At 62.0% G+C, this 19,232-nt stretch carries 17 protein-coding genes and 1 tRNA gene; 12 read left to right on the top strand and 6 right to left on the bottom strand.

Translation table 11 applies throughout. From position 1 onward, the window contains the following. Positions 1-18 precede the first annotated feature (18 nt). The 4 genes from N5D48_RS04670 to N5D48_RS04655 all read left to right on the top strand — a co-directional run bounded on the left by N5D48_RS04670 (position 19) and on the right by N5D48_RS04655 (position 3,496). On the top strand, positions 19-477 hold the full coding sequence (locus N5D48_RS04670; RefSeq protein WP_279881615.1) for a tripartite tricarboxylate transporter TctB family protein: 459 nt from the start codon (positions 19-21) through the stop codon (positions 475-477). A gap of 3 nt (positions 478-480) precedes the next feature. Continuing rightward, complete coding sequence (locus N5D48_RS04665; RefSeq protein WP_279881606.1) at positions 481-1,995, top strand: tripartite tricarboxylate transporter permease; 1,515 nt, start codon at positions 481-483, stop codon at positions 1,993-1,995. After that, positions 1,988-3,019: an AbrB family transcriptional regulator gene (locus tag N5D48_RS04660; protein WP_279881603.1), complete on the top strand. Its 1,032-nt coding sequence runs from the start codon at positions 1,988-1,990 to the stop codon at positions 3,017-3,019. The genes N5D48_RS04665 and N5D48_RS04660 overlap by 8 nt, the downstream gene beginning before the upstream one ends. Positions 3,020-3,109: 90 nt before the next feature. Continuing rightward, positions 3,110-3,496, top strand: a complete 387-nt coding sequence (locus N5D48_RS04655; protein ID WP_279881600.1) for a thioredoxin family protein — start codon at positions 3,110-3,112, stop codon at positions 3,494-3,496. Here N5D48_RS04655 and N5D48_RS04650 read toward each other — a convergent pair. The 4 genes from N5D48_RS04650 to ung form a co-directional block, all read right to left on the bottom strand. Next, positions 3,484-5,115, bottom strand: a complete 1,632-nt coding sequence (locus tag N5D48_RS04650) for an autotransporter outer membrane beta-barrel domain-containing protein (RefSeq protein ID WP_279881597.1) — start codon at positions 5,113-5,115, stop codon at positions 3,484-3,486. The genes N5D48_RS04655 and N5D48_RS04650 overlap by 13 nt on opposite strands. Before the next feature lie 840 nt (positions 5,116-5,955). Next, positions 5,956-8,001, bottom strand: a complete 2,046-nt coding sequence (locus tag N5D48_RS04645; protein ID WP_279881594.1) for a hypothetical protein — start codon at positions 7,999-8,001, stop codon at positions 5,956-5,958. 85 nt (positions 8,002-8,086) lie between these two features. Then, positions 8,087-9,685 (bottom strand): hypothetical protein, encoded by a 1,599-nt coding sequence (locus N5D48_RS04640; RefSeq protein ID WP_279881591.1) that lies wholly within the window; start codon positions 9,683-9,685, stop codon positions 8,087-8,089. A 101-nt stretch (positions 9,686-9,786) separates the two neighbouring features. After that, positions 9,787-10,479, bottom strand: coding sequence for a uracil-DNA glycosylase (ung, locus tag N5D48_RS04635; RefSeq protein WP_279881588.1), 693 nt, complete (start codon positions 10,477-10,479; stop codon positions 9,787-9,789). A gap of 128 nt (positions 10,480-10,607) precedes the next feature. On the opposite strand from ung, the gene N5D48_RS04630 reads away from it, so the two are divergent. After that, on the top strand, positions 10,608-11,714 hold the full coding sequence (locus tag N5D48_RS04630; RefSeq protein WP_279881585.1) for an enoyl-CoA hydratase/isomerase family protein: 1,107 nt from the start codon (positions 10,608-10,610) through the stop codon (positions 11,712-11,714). Positions 11,715-11,877: 163 nt separating this feature from the next. Here the strand turns inward: N5D48_RS04630 and N5D48_RS04625 are convergent, their stop codons facing one another. Continuing rightward, positions 11,878-12,288 (bottom strand): hypothetical protein, encoded by a 411-nt coding sequence (locus tag N5D48_RS04625; protein ID WP_279881582.1) that lies wholly within the window; start codon positions 12,286-12,288, stop codon positions 11,878-11,880. 200 nt (positions 12,289-12,488) lie between these two features. On the opposite strand from N5D48_RS04625, the gene N5D48_RS04620 reads away from it, so the two are divergent. From N5D48_RS04620 to nadS, 7 genes are all read left to right on the top strand, one after another. Then, positions 12,489-12,710: a cysteine-rich CWC family protein gene (locus N5D48_RS04620; RefSeq protein ID WP_279881579.1), complete on the top strand. Its 222-nt coding sequence runs from the start codon at positions 12,489-12,491 to the stop codon at positions 12,708-12,710. A 32-nt stretch (positions 12,711-12,742) separates the two neighbouring features. Next, positions 12,743-13,435 (top strand): pseudouridine synthase, encoded by a 693-nt coding sequence (locus N5D48_RS04615; protein WP_279881576.1) that lies wholly within the window; start codon positions 12,743-12,745, stop codon positions 13,433-13,435. A gap of 471 nt (positions 13,436-13,906) precedes the next feature. Then, positions 13,907-14,791, top strand: a complete 885-nt coding sequence (locus N5D48_RS04610; protein WP_279881574.1) for an alpha/beta hydrolase — start codon at positions 13,907-13,909, stop codon at positions 14,789-14,791. A gap of 116 nt (positions 14,792-14,907) precedes the next feature. After that, a tRNA-Gly gene (locus N5D48_RS04605) sits at positions 14,908-14,981 on the top strand. A 209-nt stretch (positions 14,982-15,190) separates the two neighbouring features. Continuing rightward, a complete protein-coding gene (locus N5D48_RS04600; protein ID WP_279881571.1) occupies positions 15,191-16,891 on the top strand; it encodes a SulP family inorganic anion transporter in 1,701 nt (566 codons plus the stop codon). A 129-nt stretch (positions 16,892-17,020) separates the two neighbouring features. Continuing rightward, positions 17,021-17,341 carry a type II toxin-antitoxin system RelE/ParE family toxin gene (locus tag N5D48_RS04595; RefSeq protein ID WP_279881568.1) on the top strand — a complete coding sequence of 107 codons (321 nt, stop codon included), beginning with the start codon at positions 17,021-17,023 and terminating at the stop codon, positions 17,339-17,341. Beyond that, positions 17,338-17,625 (top strand): NadS family protein, encoded by a 288-nt coding sequence (nadS, locus tag N5D48_RS04590; RefSeq protein WP_279881565.1) that lies wholly within the window; start codon positions 17,338-17,340, stop codon positions 17,623-17,625. The genes N5D48_RS04595 and nadS overlap by 4 nt, the downstream gene beginning before the upstream one ends. A gap of 8 nt (positions 17,626-17,633) precedes the next feature. On the opposite strand, the gene N5D48_RS04585 is transcribed toward nadS, so the two are convergent. After that, entirely contained in the window at positions 17,634-19,229 is a 1,596-nt protein-coding gene (locus tag N5D48_RS04585) for an alpha/beta hydrolase-fold protein (RefSeq protein WP_279881562.1), read from the bottom strand. Positions 19,230-19,232 lie beyond the last annotated feature (3 nt).

Below are 19,232 nucleotides of genomic sequence, written 5' to 3'. Positions count from 1 at the left end.
AACCATGAGGATTCTTCCATGATCCTGCAACGCCTCTTCGCCCTGGCCCTGCTGGCGCTGTGCGCCGTGCTGGCCGTGATGGCCTGGCCCTACCAGGCCGCCTTCTCCTACGAACCGGTGGGCCCGCGCGCCTACCCGCTGCTGATGCTCGGCCTGATGAGCCTGGGCCTTTTGTACCTGGCGATCCGCCCCACGCCCATCGTGCGCAAGGACGACGAGCCGGAGCTGGACCGCCAGACCCTGATCAAGATCAGCGCCTGCGTCGGCCTGCTGATCGTCTTCGCCAGCACCTTCGAAGCCCTGGGCTTCATCCTCAGCGCCATTCTGGTCGGCGTGCCCATGGCCCGTCTGTACGGCGGCCGCTGGCTGCACAGCGCGGTCGTGGTGGTGGGCATGAGCGTCTTCCTCTACTGGCTGTTCGACCGCGTGATGGACGTCCCCCTGCCCCTCGGCCTGCTCGCCGTACTGGAGAACTGACACATGGATACCTTGAGCTACCTGGGCCAGGGCTTCGGCGTCGCCCTGAGCCCGTACAACCTGGTCACCGCCCTCACCGGCACCCTGATCGGCACCGTGGTCGGCCTGCTGCCGGGCCTGGGCCCGATCAACGGCGTGGCCCTGCTGATCCCCATCGCCTTCGCCCTCGGCCTGCCGCCTGAGTCGGCGCTGATCCTGCTGGCAGCCGTGTACCTGGGCTGCGAATACGGCGGGCGGATCAGCTCGATCCTGCTGAACATCCCTGGCGAAGCCTCTACCGTGATGACCACCCTCGACGGCTACCCCATGGCCCGCAGCGGCCTGGCCGGCGTGGCCCTGTCGCTGTCGGCCTGGAGTTCGTTCATCGGCGCCTTCATCGCCACCTGCGGCATGGTGCTGTTCGCCCCGCTGCTGGCGAAATGGGCGATCGCCTTCGGCCCGGCGGAGTACTTCGTGCTGATGGTGTTCGCCATCGTCGCCCTCGGCGGCATGGCCGGTGACAAGCCCTTGAAAACCTTCATCGCCGCGCTGATCGGCCTGTTCCTGTCGGCAGTCGGCATCGATGCCAACAGTGGCGTGTACCGCTTCACCGGCGACAGCGTGCACCTGGCCGACGGCATCCAGTTCGTGGTGCTGGTGCTGGGCCTGTTCTCCATCAGCGAGATCCTGCTGCTGCTGGAAAAGACCCATCACGGTCACGTGGCGGTCAAGGCCACCGGGCGCATGCTGTTCAACCTCAAGGAAGCGGCGTCGGTGTTCTTCGTCAACATCCGTTGCGGCCTGCTGGGCTTCTTCATGGGCGTGTTGCCGGGCGCCGGCGCGACCCTGGCCAGTGCCGTGGCCTACATGACCGAAAAACGCATCGCCGGCGACAAAGGCAAGTTCGGCAAGGGCGACGCCCGTGGCCTGGCCGCGCCGGAAACCGCCATCGGCGCCTCCTGCTGCGGCGCCCTGGTGCCGATGCTGACCCTCGGCGTGCCCGGCTCGGGCACCACCGCGGTGATGATCGGCGCGCTGACCCTGTACAACATCACCCCCGGTCCGCTGCTGTTCGAACAACAGCCGGACATCGTCTGGGGCCTGATCGCCTCGCTGTTCATCGCCAACCTGATGCTGATCATCCTCAACGTGCCGATGATCCGTGTCTTCACCCGCATCCTCGCCGTGCCGAACTGGGCACTGGTGCCGGTGATCGCGATCATCACCGCGATCGGTGTGTACGCGGTGCATGCCACCACCTTCGACCTGTTCCTGATGGTCGGCATCGGCATCATGGGCTACATCCTGCGCAAGCTGGACTTCCCGCTGTCGCCGATCCTGCTGGGCTTCATCCTCGGCGGGCTGATGGAGCAGAACCTGCGCCGCGCGCTGTCGATCTCCAATGGTGAACTGGGCATCCTCTGGTCGAGCCCGATCAGCATGGGTGTGTGGGTCCTGGTGTTCTGCATGCTGAGCCTGCCACTGCTGCGCATCTGGCGCAAACGTGCCCTGCAGCGCCGGGCCATGGCCGATGCCTGACCGGTCGTTGCCACTGTTCTGGGCCACCGGGCTGGTCGGTCTCGCTGGCGGTTTCGCCGCCAGCCTGGTCGGCTGGCCTTTGCCATGGATGGTCGGTTCGCTGCTGGCGATCATCCTGGTGCGCTGCCTGACGCCGTGGCAGCTCAGCGAAATCCCCAATGGCCGCAAGTGCGGGCAATGGATCATCGGCATCGGCATCGGCCTGCACTTCACCCCGGCGGTGATCGAGCAGGTAGCCAGCCACTTCGCGCTGATCTTCTTCGGCGCGCTGTTCACCACCCTCTCCAGCGTGATCAGCGTGTGGCTGCTGCGACGCACCGGCGAAGACCGCGCCACGGCCTTCTTCGCCAGCATGCCCGGCGGCTCGGGCGAGATGGTCAATCTCGGCGCGCGCAATGGCGCGGTGCTCAGCCAGGTGGCCGCGGCGCAGAGCCTGCGGGTGCTGGCGGTGGTGCTGTGCGTGCCAGCGCTGTTCAAGCTGCTGCTGGGTGATGGCGTGCCGCTGAATCATTCCGGCAGCGTCAGCTGGGGCTGGCTGGCGCTGATCGCGCCGCTGGGCGTGGGCGTGGCGCTGATCTGGCAACGCCTGCGTCAACCCAACCCGTGGCTGTTCGGGCCTTTGCTGGTGGCGGCCACGGTGAGCCTTGCCGGCAATCTGCAGATCGGCCTGCCCAATGGCGCCAGCCAGATCGGCCAGTGGCTGATCGGCAGCGGCCTGGCCTGCCACTTCAACCGGGCGTTCTTCCGCCGCGCGCCGTCGTTCCTCGGCCGTACCTTGCTGGCCACGGGCTTGTGCATGCTGATCGCCGCTGGCGCGGCTTGGGCGTTGAGCCTGCTTACGCACCTGGACCTGCGCTCGCTGACCTTGGGGATGATGCCAGGTGGCATCGCAGAGATGAGCCTGACGGCGGAGACCCTGCAATTGTCGGTACCGTTGGTGACGGCGTTGCAGGTGATGCGGTTGTTGTTCGTGCTGTTTCTGGCCGAGCCGTTGTTTCGGCGGTGGAATGCTGGGCACGTCTGAGCCATTCGAGAAACTGATATTTTTGCCAGTTTCGCGCGTAGCGACCAAGGCGTTGAATACGAGCTCCTCTGACATATCGGAGCACACTGTATGGCCATGGTTGCGTTGACTGATCTAGAAGCGCTTGTCTCCCTGGTAACGCGGGATCACCCTGGCGTGCCCACTCTGTTGCTCATCCACTCCGACCAATGCCCACCCTGCAAGGCGCTCCATCCAAAGCTGGTGGCGTTAGCCGGCATTACGCAGGGGTGCGAGTTCTATGAGTTCAATGTCGACACCTGCGGTGATGACCAGCAACTGGATGATGAACTGACGCTGTTGTTCCAGGAGTGGGACGTGAAGTATCTGCCAACCCAGATACTTCTCGCCCCTGGCCAGGAACGCAAGGTCATATTCACGACCAACCTGGACACCATCCAGCACGAACTTGCTTCACTCAAGTACGCAAGCGAAGAGACTTCGCGTCAGAACTCATAACGCACGCCTACGTTTACGCCATACGGCTGCTCGATGTGCTTGCCATTGCTGTACTCCACGTCGGCGTGCACCTGGAACTGCTTCGACAGCGCCCAGGCCACGCCGGCCCCCAGTTCACCACGCGAGCCGGACAGGTCGTTGTTGAACACGTTGTCGTTGACCTGCACCTCGTTGCGCTGGGCGAACTCATGCGCATAAGCCGCCTTCACGTAGGGTTGGAGCATGCCGCCGCCATCGAGCGCAATGGTCTTGCCCACGGTGGCGCCCACCTTGCCCAGCAACGACTTGGCCGTGTCGCCATCGGCGTGCAGGCCGTTGCTGAAGGAGTAGTCCTTGCCGGCCACCACGGCGCTGGCCACCTGAGCGAACGGCTCGATGAAATAGCCATCGCTGAGCTTGATGTGCTTGCCCACCTCGACCGAGCCGCTCAGGCCATGGGTGTCATAGTCGCCCTTGGCCCGCGAGTGATCGCTCATGCCGACCGTGGCATCGTTCTGATAGCGGTTGTACTTGACCACGGTATCGACGTAGTAACCCGTCTGGCGATCCAGCCAGGTGGCATAGCCGCCCACGTAGTAGCTGTCGACCTTGCCCGAGGAGCCATGGTCAAGGTTCAGGTCGGAGCGGCTGCTGCCCGCCAGCACGCCCAGCAACCAGTCACTTTCGCCCAGTTGCAGGTCGGCACCGAAGCTCATGCCGCGCTGGTTCTGCTGGTAGCCGGTGCCCGTGCCGCCGCTGGCGACGTTGTACTGGTTGCCATAGGCACGCATCCACAGGCCGGCGTTGCGGCCTTCGCTGTAGCGCAATTCACCCATGCGGCTGCGCAGCGAGCTCAGCTCGCCGTAGGCCACGGTGATCGGGGTGTTGAACAGGGCCATGGCGGTCAGGGTGATTGGCGCGATGGTGCGGGTTTCGCGGTCCAGAATCCAATCGTTGCCATCCTGCTTCAACGCGTATTGATAAGCCCCTGCTTCCACCCTATCGCCGCTGTTGAGCAGGTGAAACTGGGCTCCGCCATCGGCCGTTTGAACCAGGCGCATGTTCTCGACGCTGGCCTCCTGTCCGCTGCTGGTCACCAGCAGGCCATGGTTGCCGCTGGAGGTGCCCGTGACGATCAACTGGTCAGCCTGGCCGCTGACAAAGTCGCCGCTCATGTGAAAGCTTCCGTTACCGGAAAGGTTGGCGACAGTGAGGTCATGGAAACTGGCACCATCACCGAAAACGACCGTCCCCCCCTCGAGACTCAGGTCGGTTGCGCTACTGTTGCCGTTCAATGTCCAGCGGGACGTATCACCGACTGACAGCCTTCCGACATTGACCGCAGTACCAGTGAAGCTCGATCCCCTGTCGAGCGACAGGACCTGCAGGTTTTCCACGTTGCCGTTCAGACCACTGCTGTTGCTCAACGCTACCTTTACATCGCTGTTGGCGCCCGCGCTGATGTTGCCATCGAGTGCCGCGTGCTCGAGCGAGAGATCAAGTGCCGCACCGTCAGCCACTTGCACATTGCCCGACAGGCCGGAGGTCTCCACCACTACGGTCGCCGTCCCCCGTTCTTGCACGTCCAGCAGAATACCGTTACCAGCACTCAGCGCGACGCCGTTGCGCAGCGTGAGCATGGCGGTGGAATCGTTGCTGACCTGTATTGCCGCACCGGTCTGCCCAGATACCGAAGTACCATCGAGAACGAGTTCGGAAGCATTCGGGGTGTTCGCGGACTCTCGACGTATCTGGATCCCTATGCTCCCCCCGGTGATCGAGCCTCCTGACACATTGGCGCTACCGCCCAGCAGCAGCAGTCCTCTCCCAGCGGGATCGGTCGCCTGAACCGTCGAACCGCTCATCGTCAGGGTGCTGCCACTCGTGATACGCACACCGATACCAGCACCAGTGATACTACTCCCATTCACCGAGGCACTGGATACGACACCATTTTCACGAGCAATCGACAAGCCGGTACTACCCGTGGACACCAACGTAGCGTTGTTCAAGCTCGCACGACTACCGAACAACTGAACAGCAGTCAAACTACCACCAGAGATGGTGCCGCCATCGACGTCAAGCGTGGATTGTGACGCATACACATCCAAAGTATTGGAGCCAGACGTCATTGTCAGAGTCGACGCATCTTGCAGTATAAAGTTTTCAATAGGATCGGCAGCGTTGAGTGTTCTTTCCTCGCTATTCAAGATCGCTGCCTGAGCGCAAGGCGCCACTACCAGAAATGACATAAAAAAAACATTAGCGCCCGGCAAAAGTCCTCGACCATTAAACGGCAACTTATATCGAACCATAAGCAATAACGTCCCTACTTAACATAAAGACCTGCAGCCGTCCGACCACAGCACGTAAGCCGCACACGATAAGTATAAAAATTGATTAGATATGTAGGAATATTCATCACTTCATATAGGAAATAGCCAGGGCGCCCGCCGAAGGCGAGCACCCTGGCGCTCACTTCACACAGCAGGCAAGCAGTTGAGACCACCATTTCTTGTCAATACGAATCGTACGGCAGATTCACGCGAATCCTCCTCCAGATTTCCCGTGGCCCGCTTGATGTTCCACTGTGCCAGGATGGAACCCCGGGTAATGTAGACTCCCGGCCTATCAGGATCTTCAAAGAATGCTCGAGGCAGCAACGTTTTAACCGGTGTGACAACCCCGGTTCGCTCTTGTGTGGCATCTACCGTGATCTTGATCTGCTCGGTATTGGTGGTCAGAGGGTCAATACCAAAATCACCACGACTCAAGGTCAAGGTGATGGTGATGTCATCACCTAGTTTCAGGATCCCGACAGGCTCACGGATCTGCAGGCTCACACCACCGGGCAGCGGCTCAGGCAACTCACAGTTCAAGCGTCCTAATGCGGCGCCTTGCCCCGGCTCTTGGGTCAACCCGCCCACACGGCCCGTGAAATTGGCAAGCGTGCTAATTCCAACCACGAAAAGCGAAACTTCGACCGAACCGTCGGGTGCTGGCTGGAAATTACCCCGCGTCGATGATTCACGAACTTGGTAACCGATCGGGATCGTACCATTGCCTGCGCTCGTCAGCATTTCATCCGGGATACGGACTTCAATAGTAGGCCCTGGCTCCGTACCACTAATAATGTAGTCGAACGTGTTTTCGCGCTCTCCGTAGAAGAACCGAACCAGGTTACCAGCGGCAGCGCCCGCGAATGGCGTGAAGACGATGAAGGCCTGTGTATCGCCAGGGCGGATGAAACCGACCTCCCCGGAAGGCCGGCCAACAGCCTGAGCGGGAGTCAGCAGAGTCGGGTCAGGAATCAGCAGGCTGAGGTCCACGACCACGGTGGTCTCTGGAGACGGCACCGGCAGAGCCCCCTCCCGTTCCACTTGATAGCTCAGAATTACATCGTAGCGTGGAGTGCCAATGGCGCCGAAGTCATCCCCGGAGAACGACGTCCGGTCGAGTGGCCAAGTGAACGATCGAGAGACTGGCGTAGGGGTCGTGTGCAACGTCATGGTGATGGTGTCACCATTTCGCAAAGAGGTATTCGGCGGGACGACAGCCTCCACACCACGAGTCCGCGCGTCGATATCCACGGGCGAAGTCATCAGGGGTGCCTGCAGATTATCCGGCGCTGGCACCAAGCTAATTGCAACATCGACTTCAATTGAAGAGTCGGTACGATTACCCGCACGGTCCGTAAGGCGATAGACCAACTTGCCTCTGGCCCCATTGGGCAAACGGCTCTGGATAGTCGCCAGATCGATTTTCACCGGATACGAATCATATTCTCCTTCCGGGGGAACATCTCCAGTGATCAGAGGGTTGGCCTCACCCACCAAATACACCGCATAAGTATCTCCCGGGAAATAGTCAACCGAGGATGGAAGAAGAATTTCAAAACCGTCATTATCTTGCAGATAGATCAGATCGAAATTGCCATTCTTGGATTCATCGGAGAATTTCAGCGCATCGGGGTTTGCCCCCTCAGCCGGATCGACAATGTCAAGCGTCACGATCTGTTGAGGGGATGAGTTATTATTACCAGTATCCGTATTTAGCACGGTATAATGAATAACTTTCAAACCATCACCACCTACCCGCAAGCTTTCGTAGGGTATGACGAAAGCACCAGGAAGAGCAGATTCCTGGGTAGGATAGTCGAAGATATTGGTGTACGGGAAACTTTCGCCATTGTATTCCTTGACCCCATTGTTCACCGGCGCACCGTTCACCCAGAGCCGGACAATGTCGAAAGAGCCAGCAACACCATCGGTGTCTTCCCAGATTGGAATGGTCAGATACAAACCATCGGCACGAGCCGACAGCGGGAAGAGATTCTCTTTGCCATCCGCCGCAGGCGGAAGTACATTGGGCAGACCGAATTCATCGAGCGTTGGATCGCTGGCCTGACTACTTATGCCCACAGCCTTTGACCTCAAGCTTTCATTATATTTACGAACTTGCTCCTTGATTTTATTCAAATCGCTCTCGTACGCCGACTTCTTGCTGAAGCGCTCTAAGCTAGTCATCATGTATCTCCAATTAGCTAATCTATAGAGAAATCACTCTAATCCACGATTATCCCGACACCTTCCGCGCAACCAAAGTATTACTTTAAACGGCATCGCCTCTGCATAAAGCGCCACCCGGAAGTTGTAGATCCACCTTTACGACACGTTTCTTTGAACTCATCCAGTCTCTACCGACAATTCGATAATCAACTATCACACTGCACTTGAACTCCCCTCCATCCTCCTTGGCCGCAGCTTCCAGCGGTATCGCCAACCAGGATTCAAAATCACTCTTCGGCAAAGCCGTGATGAATCCGTCCAGATTCCCGTCGCCCAGCACGATGGAAGGCAGGTAGCGTTTCTCCACCAGCACCCGCCCTTCTCCAAACAGGTCCCGGTACACCGCCCAGGAAACCGCCACATGTTCACCGGGGAACCAGAACCCTCGATTCCCCGGCACGGCAATCCGAACCCCATCCCATGGACGCGCCGGGCAGCTGATCCAGCCCCACAGGTTCTTTTCAGGGAAGTCCACTGGTTGCAGGGCCCCCTGCGCCTCACGCAGGTCAACCGTGAACGTGATCTCTTCTGAACGAATCGGGCGACCACCATGTCGTGCGATGTAGTGCACCACGCAAGGCACCGCGTCGGAGGCCCCATCCTTGAAGATTTCCTCGTGAGAGACCCGGATGCTGGCAGGCCATCGGGTATTGCTCTCCACGACGAATACCGGAAGTGGCCGGCCGTTCCAGAACGCTTGTAGCTGATCACCGGGAAGCAACTCCGGAATGGCCCGGATCTCCACTGTGACGTCGCCACTCAGCGCGTCCGCCAGATCGATCAGACCATCTAACGCCAATGGCACCTCAGGCAGTGGCAGATCGAAGGGGACACCCAACTGCAGCTGCAGCGGCAAGGAGTACGACATCCCCCCCTGATTGCCAGCCCGATCGATAAGTCGATAGAAGAGAAATTGCCGACCATTGCCCCTGGCGCGTATGCTGTCGCCAGGAATACTGACTTCCAGCAGATCACTGAACGGCTCAGTGACTACCTCGACCTTGATGGGTATAGCCAGTGCCCCCTGAGTGGGCTCGATAAATATTTCCACAACGTCTTCAAGGCGGAAGGACTCCCATTTCGGGATATGAATCACCAGTGCATCGTTGTAACGCTCCAGGTATTCATCATCGATGAAGTCAGTTGGGTATTTTAGCTCAACCCGCTCTCCCGGCCTGTAGTTATTCGGCGCAGTTTTATCTAGGAATATATCAACAGGCAAAGATTGAGAGACATTTTCATCCTGTGTTACCCAGACCTTGTAGTACAGGCGAAACACCCCTTCGGTTCGCAAGAAACGCTCGGGGACGTCAAAAGAGATCGGAAACAATAGCGACGGATCCGCTGGCATATCCATTTCAGTATCCGGCACCACGAGCGACTGAATACCATTCCCTACGACCAAACTCATCCAGATCTGAAATGTCAGTTTCGCACCGGGGAAGTAGTTGTCCTCATAATGATCCCATGCATTCGGAATGCTGACCGTCAACGCTCTGGATTGAGCCGCTCTCGGTATTGTATGAATCCCTTCTTCATCTTCCAGCAATGGCAATGCACTGACGACCTGCAACATTGGCGAGATGGGGTCAGAGTCCAGTGTTTTTTGCTTGGCGCCTTGGATTGGACTGTAAACAGTCATGAGGAGTGCCCCTGAATAGATTCAAGCAGACCACGTCTTGACCTTGAATCTACGCCAGCGGCAATTTAGCGAAAACTAGTAAAAATGCTAGGTACGACAACTTAAAGCGATGGCAAGCGCCAGTCGATAGGCGTAATGCCCCGCTGCTCCAAAAAGCCATTGGCTCGACTGAAGTGCCCACATCCGAAGAACCCGCGATAGGCCGAAAGCGGCGAAGGATGCACCGACTTGAGCACCAGGTGCTTGCTGGCGTCGATCAACTTCTGCTTGCTTTGGGCATGGGCACCCCACAGCAGGAACACCACGTTCGGACACTGCTCGCTGACGGTCTGGATGATCCGGTCGGTGAAGAACTCCCAGCCCTTTTTCGCGTGAGACGCGGCGTTGGCCCGTTGCACGGTCATGGTGGTATTGAGCAGCAGCACGCCCTGTTCGGCCCAGCTCTGCAGGTAGCCGTGGTTGGGGATCGGCAGGTTGAGGTCGCGCTGCAGCTCCTTGTAGATGTTCACCAGCGACGGCGGCGTGGGGACGCCAGGCTGCACCGAAAAGCACAGGCCATGGGCCTGGCCGGGGCCGTGGTACGGATCCTGGCCGAGGATGACCACCTTGACCTGATCCAGCGGTGTCGAATTCAAGGCGTTGAAGATCAGCGGCCCGGGCGGGTAGATCTCCTTGCCGGCGGCATATTCCGCACGCAGGAACTCGCGCAACTGGTGCATGTAGGGCTGGTCGAACTCGGCGCGCAGCGCGGCTTTCCAGCTCGGTTCGAGTTTGATGCGATCGTCGTCGGTCATGGGGGCATCCAATAGCAAAGTGGCGCGACACTAGGAAAGCCTCGACGGCTTGTCAATCGATCCGACCGACGACCGGCAGCTTCGTGCCAGGCAGCCATACTGGTGGGATGACCTGCATGAGGTAGCCCATGTCCATTCACTGCGAGGAACTCATCAGCGCCGATGGCGCCCGTATCGGCATCGCCACCCTGGACGCGCCCAAGGCGCTCAATGCCCTGACCCTGCCGATGATCGAGGTGCTCGACGAGCGCCTGCGCGGCTGGGCCAGCGACCCCGACATCGTCTGCGTGTTACTGCGCGGCAACGGCGCGAAGGCCTTTTGTGCCGGCGGCGATGTGCGGGCGCTGGTCCAGGCCTGCCGCGAGCACCCCGGCAGCGTGCCGCCGCTGGCGGCGCAGTTCTTCGCCAGCGAATACCGCCTCGACTACCGCCTGCACACTTACCCCAAGCCGCTCCTGTGCTGGGGCCACGGACATGTGCTGGGCGGAGGCATGGGGCTGCTGCAAGGCGCCTGCGTGCGCATCGTCACCCCCAGCAGCCGCCTGGCCATGCCCGAAATCAGCATCGGCCTGTACCCCGATGTAGGCGCCAGCTGGTTTCTCGCCCGCCTACCCGGCAAGCTCGGGCTGTTCCTGGGCCTGACCGGCGCCCCGATCAATGCCCGTGATGCCCTGGATCTTGGCCTGGCCGATCGTTTCCTGGGCGAGCATCAACAGGACGCCCTGATCGAGGAGTTGCTGCAGCTGAACTGGCAGGAGCAGACCGCCCTGCAGCTCAACAGCCTGCTCAAGGCCGAGCAGCACAGGGCCTGCGCCGAGCTGCCCGAGGGCCAGTGGCTGGCGCGGCGGACGGTGATCGACGAAGTGCTCGACGTGGCCGATCCGGTCGCCGCCTGGCGCGCCCTGAGCGGGCTGGCACGGCACGCCGATCCGTTGCTGGCGGCGGCCGGCCAGCGCCTGCACGAAGGCTGTCCGTTGACCGCGCACCTGGTGTGGGAGCAAATCCGGCGTGCGCGCTATCTGTCGCTGGCCCAGGTGTTCCAGATGGAATACAGCATGAGCCTCAACTGCTGCCGTCACCCGGAGTTCAGCGAAGGGGTACGGGCCAGGTTGCTGGACAAGGACAACCAGCCGCACTGGCATTGGCCGGATGTAGCACAGGTGCCGGCGGCGGTGGTCGAGGCGCATTTCGCCAAAGTCTGGGAGGGGCGCCATCCACTGGCCGACCTGGGATGAAACAGAGGGTGACCTGTGCCACACGCCGCGGCGCCTGCTTCGCGGGCAAGCCCGCTCCCACAGGGAGCCTGCAATGCCCGATACATCAGCGATCCTGTGGGAGCGGGTTCACCCGCGAAGGCATGGGTCAATCCACCCTGGTCTTCGCGGGTAACCCCCCAGGTCAGCGCTGCCAGTTGCGATCGCCGCCGCGCCCGTTGGAATGCCAGCGATCTCCTCGACCGCCTCGGTTGTCGTTGCGGTAATCGTTGCGCTCGCGATCGCGCCCGTAGTCATAGCGCTGGCGATTGCCATAGTCGTAGCGCGGATTGCCCTGCCAACGCGGCTGCACGCCGGGTGGTGGATAAGGCCGGTACTGCGGCCCTGGCGCCGGCCGGTAGTAGCGCGGCGCAGGCTGGTAGTAGTAGCGCGGCTGCGGGGCCACATAATAGCGGTCGTAGCGGTAGTAACCGGGGTACACATAGCGATCGGAGGTGTAGTAGTCACTACGGTAGTAGCCGCCGCTGCCGTAGTACGGCGCGCAGCCGCTGGTCAGAAGTCCAAGCAGGACGAGCAACAGGATTCGTGGGTACATGGCGGCCTCCTGGACCGCGAGGGTGCCCGGCACAGCGGCGCTGGCGGACGTCGACGGCAATGCGTTCGTCGACACTGGATAAGACCGTCGAGGCAGGGTTCGGTGCCATTTCCGCAACAAATTGAAACAGGTCGTCCTGCCGCGCTCCGATATACTCCGTTGCCCATGACTGCGTCTGCCCCTGACGCCCGGAACCGACCATGCCCGACCCTCGACGCTGCCCCGCCTGTGGCGCCCTCAACCAATGCGGCCTGGCCGACCCAGGCAGCGCCACGCAAGGCTGCTGGTGCTTCAGCGTGAGCATCGACCCGGCAGTCCTGGAAGCCCTGCCGGCCGAACTGCGCGACAAGGCCTGCCTTTGCCCACGCTGCGCCCAGGTGGATGCACAGCTCAAGGCAGCGTCAGGCGCGATGATCCGCTAGACTGCGCGCCGTTTTCCCGTGACCTGCCTGCCATGCGCCTAGACCGATTCCTCGGCAACCTGCCCTGCTACAACCGCCAGCAAGTACGTCTGCTGCTCGCCAGCGGGCGCGTGCGCGTGGATGGCCTGGCGACGGATGATCCGCTGCTGGATGTGCGTGAGTTCAGCCGGGTCGAGGTGGACGAACAGGTCGTGCAGGCCGGCCGCACTGCACGCTACCTGATGCTGCACAAACCTACCGGCTGCGTCAGCGCCACCCGCGACCCACAGCACCGCACGGTGCTCGACCTGCTGCCTGAGGGACTACGCGACGGCCTGCATATCGCCGGGCGCCTGGACTACAACACCACCGGCCTGATGATCCTGACCAATGACGGCCAGTGGTCGCGACGCCTGACCCAGCCCCGCACCAAACTGCCGAAGATCTACCGCGTGCAGACCGAGGACGAGATCGGCGCGCATTATGTCGACAAGTTCCGTGAAGGCTTGTACTTCGCCTTCGAAGACCTCACCACCCTGCCCGCCCAGCTCGATATCCTCGGCCCCCGCGAGGCACGCCTGGCAATCGTCGAAGGACGCTATCACCAGGTGAAGCGGATGTTCGGCCATTTCCAGAACAAGGTGGTGGGCTTGCATCGCGAGCGCATGGGCACCATCGAGCTGGATCCGGGGTTGGCGCCGGGTGCATTTCGGGCGCTTTCGGCCGAGGAAGTCGCCACGGTCTGAGCCCTTTCGCGGGCAAGCCCGCTCCCACGGGAGACTCAGGAAACCTGTGGGAGCGGGCCTGCCCGCGAAAGGGCCGGATCAGGCCAAGCGAAACCGCCACACGACCGCCGAGCACCCCGAGTCACATTTTCCCCGAACGGCACTTGCGCGATGCGCGCCTCGCTGCTTGAATCGAATCGTCAGTCTGCATGTGACCAACAAGTCACACTGCCGGCCCAGACGCCCTTTGCCGGCCATCCAACGCCTCGATGCGCGGGAGCACGGCAAATCGCCCGCAACAACAATACCGTCGACGAAAGCGTCAAGGATCGACACCAGGGCCCACCGGTTTCACTTCCAGGCGAATGCCTACCTGTCATAAAGCACGTGCACCCTGATGGCCTCTGCGGTCGGTTCGGCGTCGTACTCGCGAACCGTCCAGGCGAACCACCAGGTGACGCGAATACCCTTTTTGCGCCAGGAGTCGATGACATGAGGCCAGAAATCGCTGTACTTGATATCCAAGGGCAGTACCGGGTTTACACGGAGTTCCATCGCGCGCAAGGCGCCGAGAAGACGATCATCCTGATCAATGGCTCGTTGGCCACCACGGCGTCCTTCGCACAGACAGTGCGCAACCTGCACCCACAGTTCAACGTGGTGCTGTACGACCAGCCGTACGCCGGCAAGTCGAAACCCCACAACCGCCAGGAGCGGCTGCTGACCAAAGAGACCGAGGCGCACATCCTGCTCGAGCTGATCGAGCACTTCCGTGCCGACCACGTGATGTCATTCTCCTGGGGCGGCGCCTGCACCCTGCTGGCGCTGGCGCACCAGCCGCGGTTGGTGAAGAAAGCCATCGTCAGCTCGTTCTCGCCGGTGATCAACGAACCGATGCGCGACTACCTGGAGCGCGGTTGCCAGTACCTGGCCGCCTGCGATCGCTACCAAGTGGGCAATCTGGTCAACGACACCATCGGCAAGCACCTGCCGTCGCTGTTCAAGCGCTTCAACTACCGGCACGTCAGCAGCCTGGACAGCCACGAGTACGCGCAGATGCACTTCCACATCAACCAGGTGCTCGAGCACGACCTGGAACGGGCACTGAAGGCCGCGCGCAACATCGACATCCCGGTGCTGTTCATCAACGGCGACCGTGACGAGTACACCACCGTCGAAGATGCCCGGCAATTCACCCGGCACGTGCAGCGCAGCCAGTTCAGCGTGATCCGCGATGCTGGTCACTTCCTCGACATGGAGCACAAGAGCGCCTGCGAGGATACCCGCGGCGCGATGCTCGGCTTCCTCAAGCCGACCGTGCGCGAACCCCGTCAACGCTACGTACAGGAACAGGGGCAGCATGCACTGGCCCTCTGAGCGCATCGGCGACCTGTAGCCCTTCGCTACCCGCAGGCTATGGGCCGCCGACAGGCTTTTTTATGCCCTTGGGCTTCTCATTGGCGAGGGGTTCTGGTAAAAAGTCGGGCGCCGACGCGGGTATAGTTTAATGGTAGAACAGTAGCTTCCCAAGCTTCCGACGAGGGTTCGATTCCCTCTACCCGCTCCACATCGCATTCCCCGCATGGCGTTCCAGCGACGTCATCGCTGTCAAAAGGAGCTTCGGCTCCTTTTTTCGTTCCTGCACCTTTCTTGATCCAGCCCATGGCCATTCCTTGCCTGAAAGGCTTGAATGCCCGGCGCCTTTTGCACTTGCGAGCCGATCGGTTCCAGCGCATAAACACCTAAGCTTTCTGAAACATCTCCAAAGGACTGCGCATGTTTCTCTCCCGCTGGCTACCGGGCCTGGCCAACCTGCTGCACTACCGCCGCGAATGGTTCCACGCTGACCTGCAGGCCGGCCTGTCGGTGGCCGCGATCCAGATTCCCATCGCCATCGCCTACGCGCAGATCGTCGGCCTGCCGCCGCAGTACGGGCTCTATGCCTGCGTGCTGCCGATGATCGTCTACGCCCTGATTGGCAGCTCGCGCCAGTTGATGGTCGGCCCGGACGCCGCCACCTGCGCCATGATCGCCGGGGCCGTGGCGCCGCTGGCCATGGGCGACCCACAACGCATCGCCGAGCTGTCGGTGATCGTCACGGTGCTGGTGGGCGCGATGCTGATCGCTGCCGGGGTGGCGCGGGCCGGGTTCATCGCCAGCTTCTTCTCCAGACCGATCCTGATCGGCTACCTCAACGGTATCGGCCTGAGCCTGATCGCCGGGCAGCTGTCCAAGGTGGTGGGTTTCAGGATCGAGGGCGACGGCTTCATCCTCAGCCTGGTCAACTTCCTCCAGCGCCTGGGCGAGATCCACTGGCTGACGCTGACCATCGGCCTGGCTGGCCTGGGCCTGCTGATCTGGCTGCCGCGCCGCTATCCACGGCTGCCGGCCGCGCTGGTGGTGGTGCTGGTGTTCACGGCCCTGGCCGGACTGTTCGGCCTGGATCGCTACGGCGTGGCGATCCTCGGTCCGGTCCCGGCGGGCATCCCCGAACTGGCCTGGCCGCGGAGCAGCCTGGCGGAAACCAAGAGCCTGCTGCGTGACGCCCTGGGTATCGCCACCATCAGTTTCTGCAGCGCCATGCTCACCGCCCGCAGCTTCGCCGCCCGCCACGGCTATGCAATCAACGCCAACCACGAGTTCGTCGCTCTGGGCGTGAGCAACCTGGCCGCCGGGATCTCCCAAGGCTTCGCCATCAGCGGCGCCGACTCGCGCACCGCGGTCAACGACATGGTTGGCGGCAAGAGCCAGCTGGTGGGCATCATCGCCGCGCTGGTGATCGCCCTGATCCTGCTGTTCCTCACCGCGCCCATGGCCTGGATTCCCCAGGCCGCGCTGGGCGCCGTGCTGCTGATGGCCGGCTGGGGGCTGATCGATGTGAAGTCGCTCAAGACCATCCGCAGGCTCAGCCGCTTCGAGTTCTGGCTGTGCCTGCTGACCACGGTCGGCGTGCTCGGCCTGGGGGTGTTGCCGGGCATCGTGTTCGCCGTGACCCTGGCCATCCTGCGCCTGCTCTACAGCATCTACCAGCCCACCGACGCGGTGCTCGGCTGGGTGCCCGGCATCGAAGGCCAGGTGGACGTGCGCCAGCACAAGGACGCCCGCACCGTACCGGGTCTGGTGGTGTACCGCTTCGACGACGCGATCCTGTTCTTCAACGCCGACTACTTCAAGATGCGTCTGCTCGAGGCGGTGCAAGGCGAGGCTCAGCCAAAGGCGGTGCTGTTCGATGCCGAAGCGGTGACCAGTATCGATGTCAGCGGCATCGCCGCCCTGCGCGAGGTACGCGACACCCTGGCCGCCCAGGGCATCCATTTCGCCATCGCCCGTGCCCGCGGCACCTTCCTGCGCATGCTGGTACGCTCGGGGATGGCACGGGAGATGGAGGAGAAACTGCTGTTCGGCTCGGTGCGGGCGGGGATTAGGGCATATCGGGTGTGGCGCAACAGAACTGGCCGGGAAGCCGTGGACCGGTAACAGAAGGCACCTACAGCAATGCCAGAAGGGAACGATGTAGCAAGGCAAGCGACCATCGCTAGCCTTGCGGATCATCTTCCCCGCGTAGTTTCGTACAACTGAAAGTACGCCAATGGCGTATATCCTGCTATGCTCTTCACCGAAACAGCCATCTTCACCAAACGCGTCAAAGCGTTGCTCGACGAAGAAGCCTACCGACTGCTTCAGGTCCGACTTCTGATCTGCCCCGATGCAGGAGACCTCATCGAAGGTACCGCAGGGCTGCGCAAGATACGTGTCGCGGCGAAGGGACATGGGAAACGCGGCGGTGCCAGGGTCATCTACTACCACTTCATGAGCGCGTCACAGATCGCCTTGCTGTACATCTACCCCAAGAACGAACAGTCAGACCTTTCAGCACAACAACGCGCTGCGCTGAGAAACCTCATCGAACACTGGAGCCACCCATGAGCCGCTTCTTCGACGAACTGATGGAAAGCGTCGAGCAGATGGATGAAATCGTCCATGGCCGCCGCCCGCCTTCCCGTCAATTCGAAATCGACGCTCTCCAAGTCAAGAACATTCGCAAGGCGACCGGCCTGTCCCAAGTGCGTTTCGCCGAAATCATCGATGTACAGGTGGCCACCCTGCGCAACTGGGAACAAGGCCGTCGGGAGCCCACCGGACCGGCCAAGGCCTTGTTGCGGGCTATCCACAACGACCCTGAGCATGTTCTGAAGGCACTGTCACACTGAACGCCCCCTCAGCCCTGCGGCACGCACGCCCGCGCGACACCCTGGGTACCCTGCCCGAGCAAGCTGATCAAGCCGCAGGGCAGGCTCCCCCGCCACTGCAGGTAGTCATGGCCTGCGGGAAACTCCACCTGCTCCACCCGATACCCCTTGGCCAGCAGCACATCACGCAGATGGCGATTGGTGTCGAGGATCCTCGGCCCCTCGAACAGTCCTGCCTGCAGGTAGAACCGCAGCGGCTGGCGCGAGGCCTTGGCGTACTCGCGGGTCAACCAGCCAGGCTCGGCGCCAGACATCGGCCACCAGTAGGACCCGGACATGCTCAACACGTTGCCGAACAGCTCCGGGTGCCTGAGCCCCATATAGGCCGACGCCAGGCCACCGTAACTGGAGCCGGCGACCACGGTGCGCGACGCCGGGGCCGCCAACCCCTGGCGGCTGGCCCAGGGCATCAGCTCTTCGGCCATGAACCGGGCGAACAGCGGATTGGGCGGCAGCTCCTGCTCACGGCTCTGGCTGCTGGGGTTGGCGATGATGAGCGCCGCGGTGGGCGGGATCAGGCCATCGGCAAGCAGATTGTCGAGCAAGGTCGGAGTCGGTACCTGACGGGTATAGGCATGGGCATCGAACAGCACCAGCAAGGCCTGGTCGGCCTTGCCCGGACGCCAGCCCACCGGGCGGTAGAGATAGACGTCGCGCTCGTTGCCGAGCAATTGGCTGGCCAGGCGCTTGCGCTCCAGACGACCACGGGGCACGCCCGCCCGCTCGGCGACCCAAGGCTGTGGCGCGGCATCGGGCAACTCCAGCCGCGAGCGCGACAACCAAGGGTCGCCACTGCCATCGGCGAAGGTGTTTGCATTCAGCGGATCGCGGCGGGTGCTGGCCAGTATCACCCGACGGTCGTCCGACACTGGCACATCCGGGGCCATCTGATAGCTCAGGCGCGTGGCGGCGGGCACCACGAAGCTGTGGTGCCAGACATCGCTCGAGCCCAGCCGGGCCAAGGGCTCATGGCTGCCTGAGGGAGCCCCGAAAACCCGCACATTGTCCCGCGCCCCGCGCCAGAGGAAGGTCACCAGGCGCTGCCCAGGCTGTCCGGGAATGGCTTCCACCAACGGCGTTCCCTCACGGGCACGTGCCTTCCAGAAAGCCTCGCTGTCGCCACCCTCGGCCAGCTCCCGCTGCAAGCTGCGCAAGGCCGGGCTGGCCAAGGGAACGGGAGAACGACGTTGCTCGGCAGCCGGCACCACCTGCTCCAGGCGCAGGCTGAACCGCTCGGACGGACGGGTCGCCAGGGGCTCGACACGTATCCGGTAATGCCCTGCCTGCTCCGCCACGAACAGAAACTCGCGGGGCTGGTCAAGACCGTCGACCAGCAGGCGCAACGGCTGCCCCTCGGCATTCAGCAGACGCAGGCTGACATCGCCTTCGACCCGCCCACGTACCAGATCCCCAGCCTTGAGCCCCAAATGCCAGACAGGCCGGCCAGTCTCGCTGACCTGCCCAGCGACCGCCCTGCCGACCTCCAGTTCAGCGCCTGCCACGGCCGCGCTCGAACATAGGAGCGCCAGCAGCCCGGCGCCGGCCCATCGCTTGAATCGCTGCATGGT

The organism is Pseudomonas sp. GD03858 (assembly GCF_029840925.1).
Taxonomy (GTDB): Bacteria; Pseudomonadota; Gammaproteobacteria; order Pseudomonadales; family Pseudomonadaceae; genus Aquipseudomonas.
This window is presented reverse-complemented; position numbering and strand designations above follow the sequence as displayed.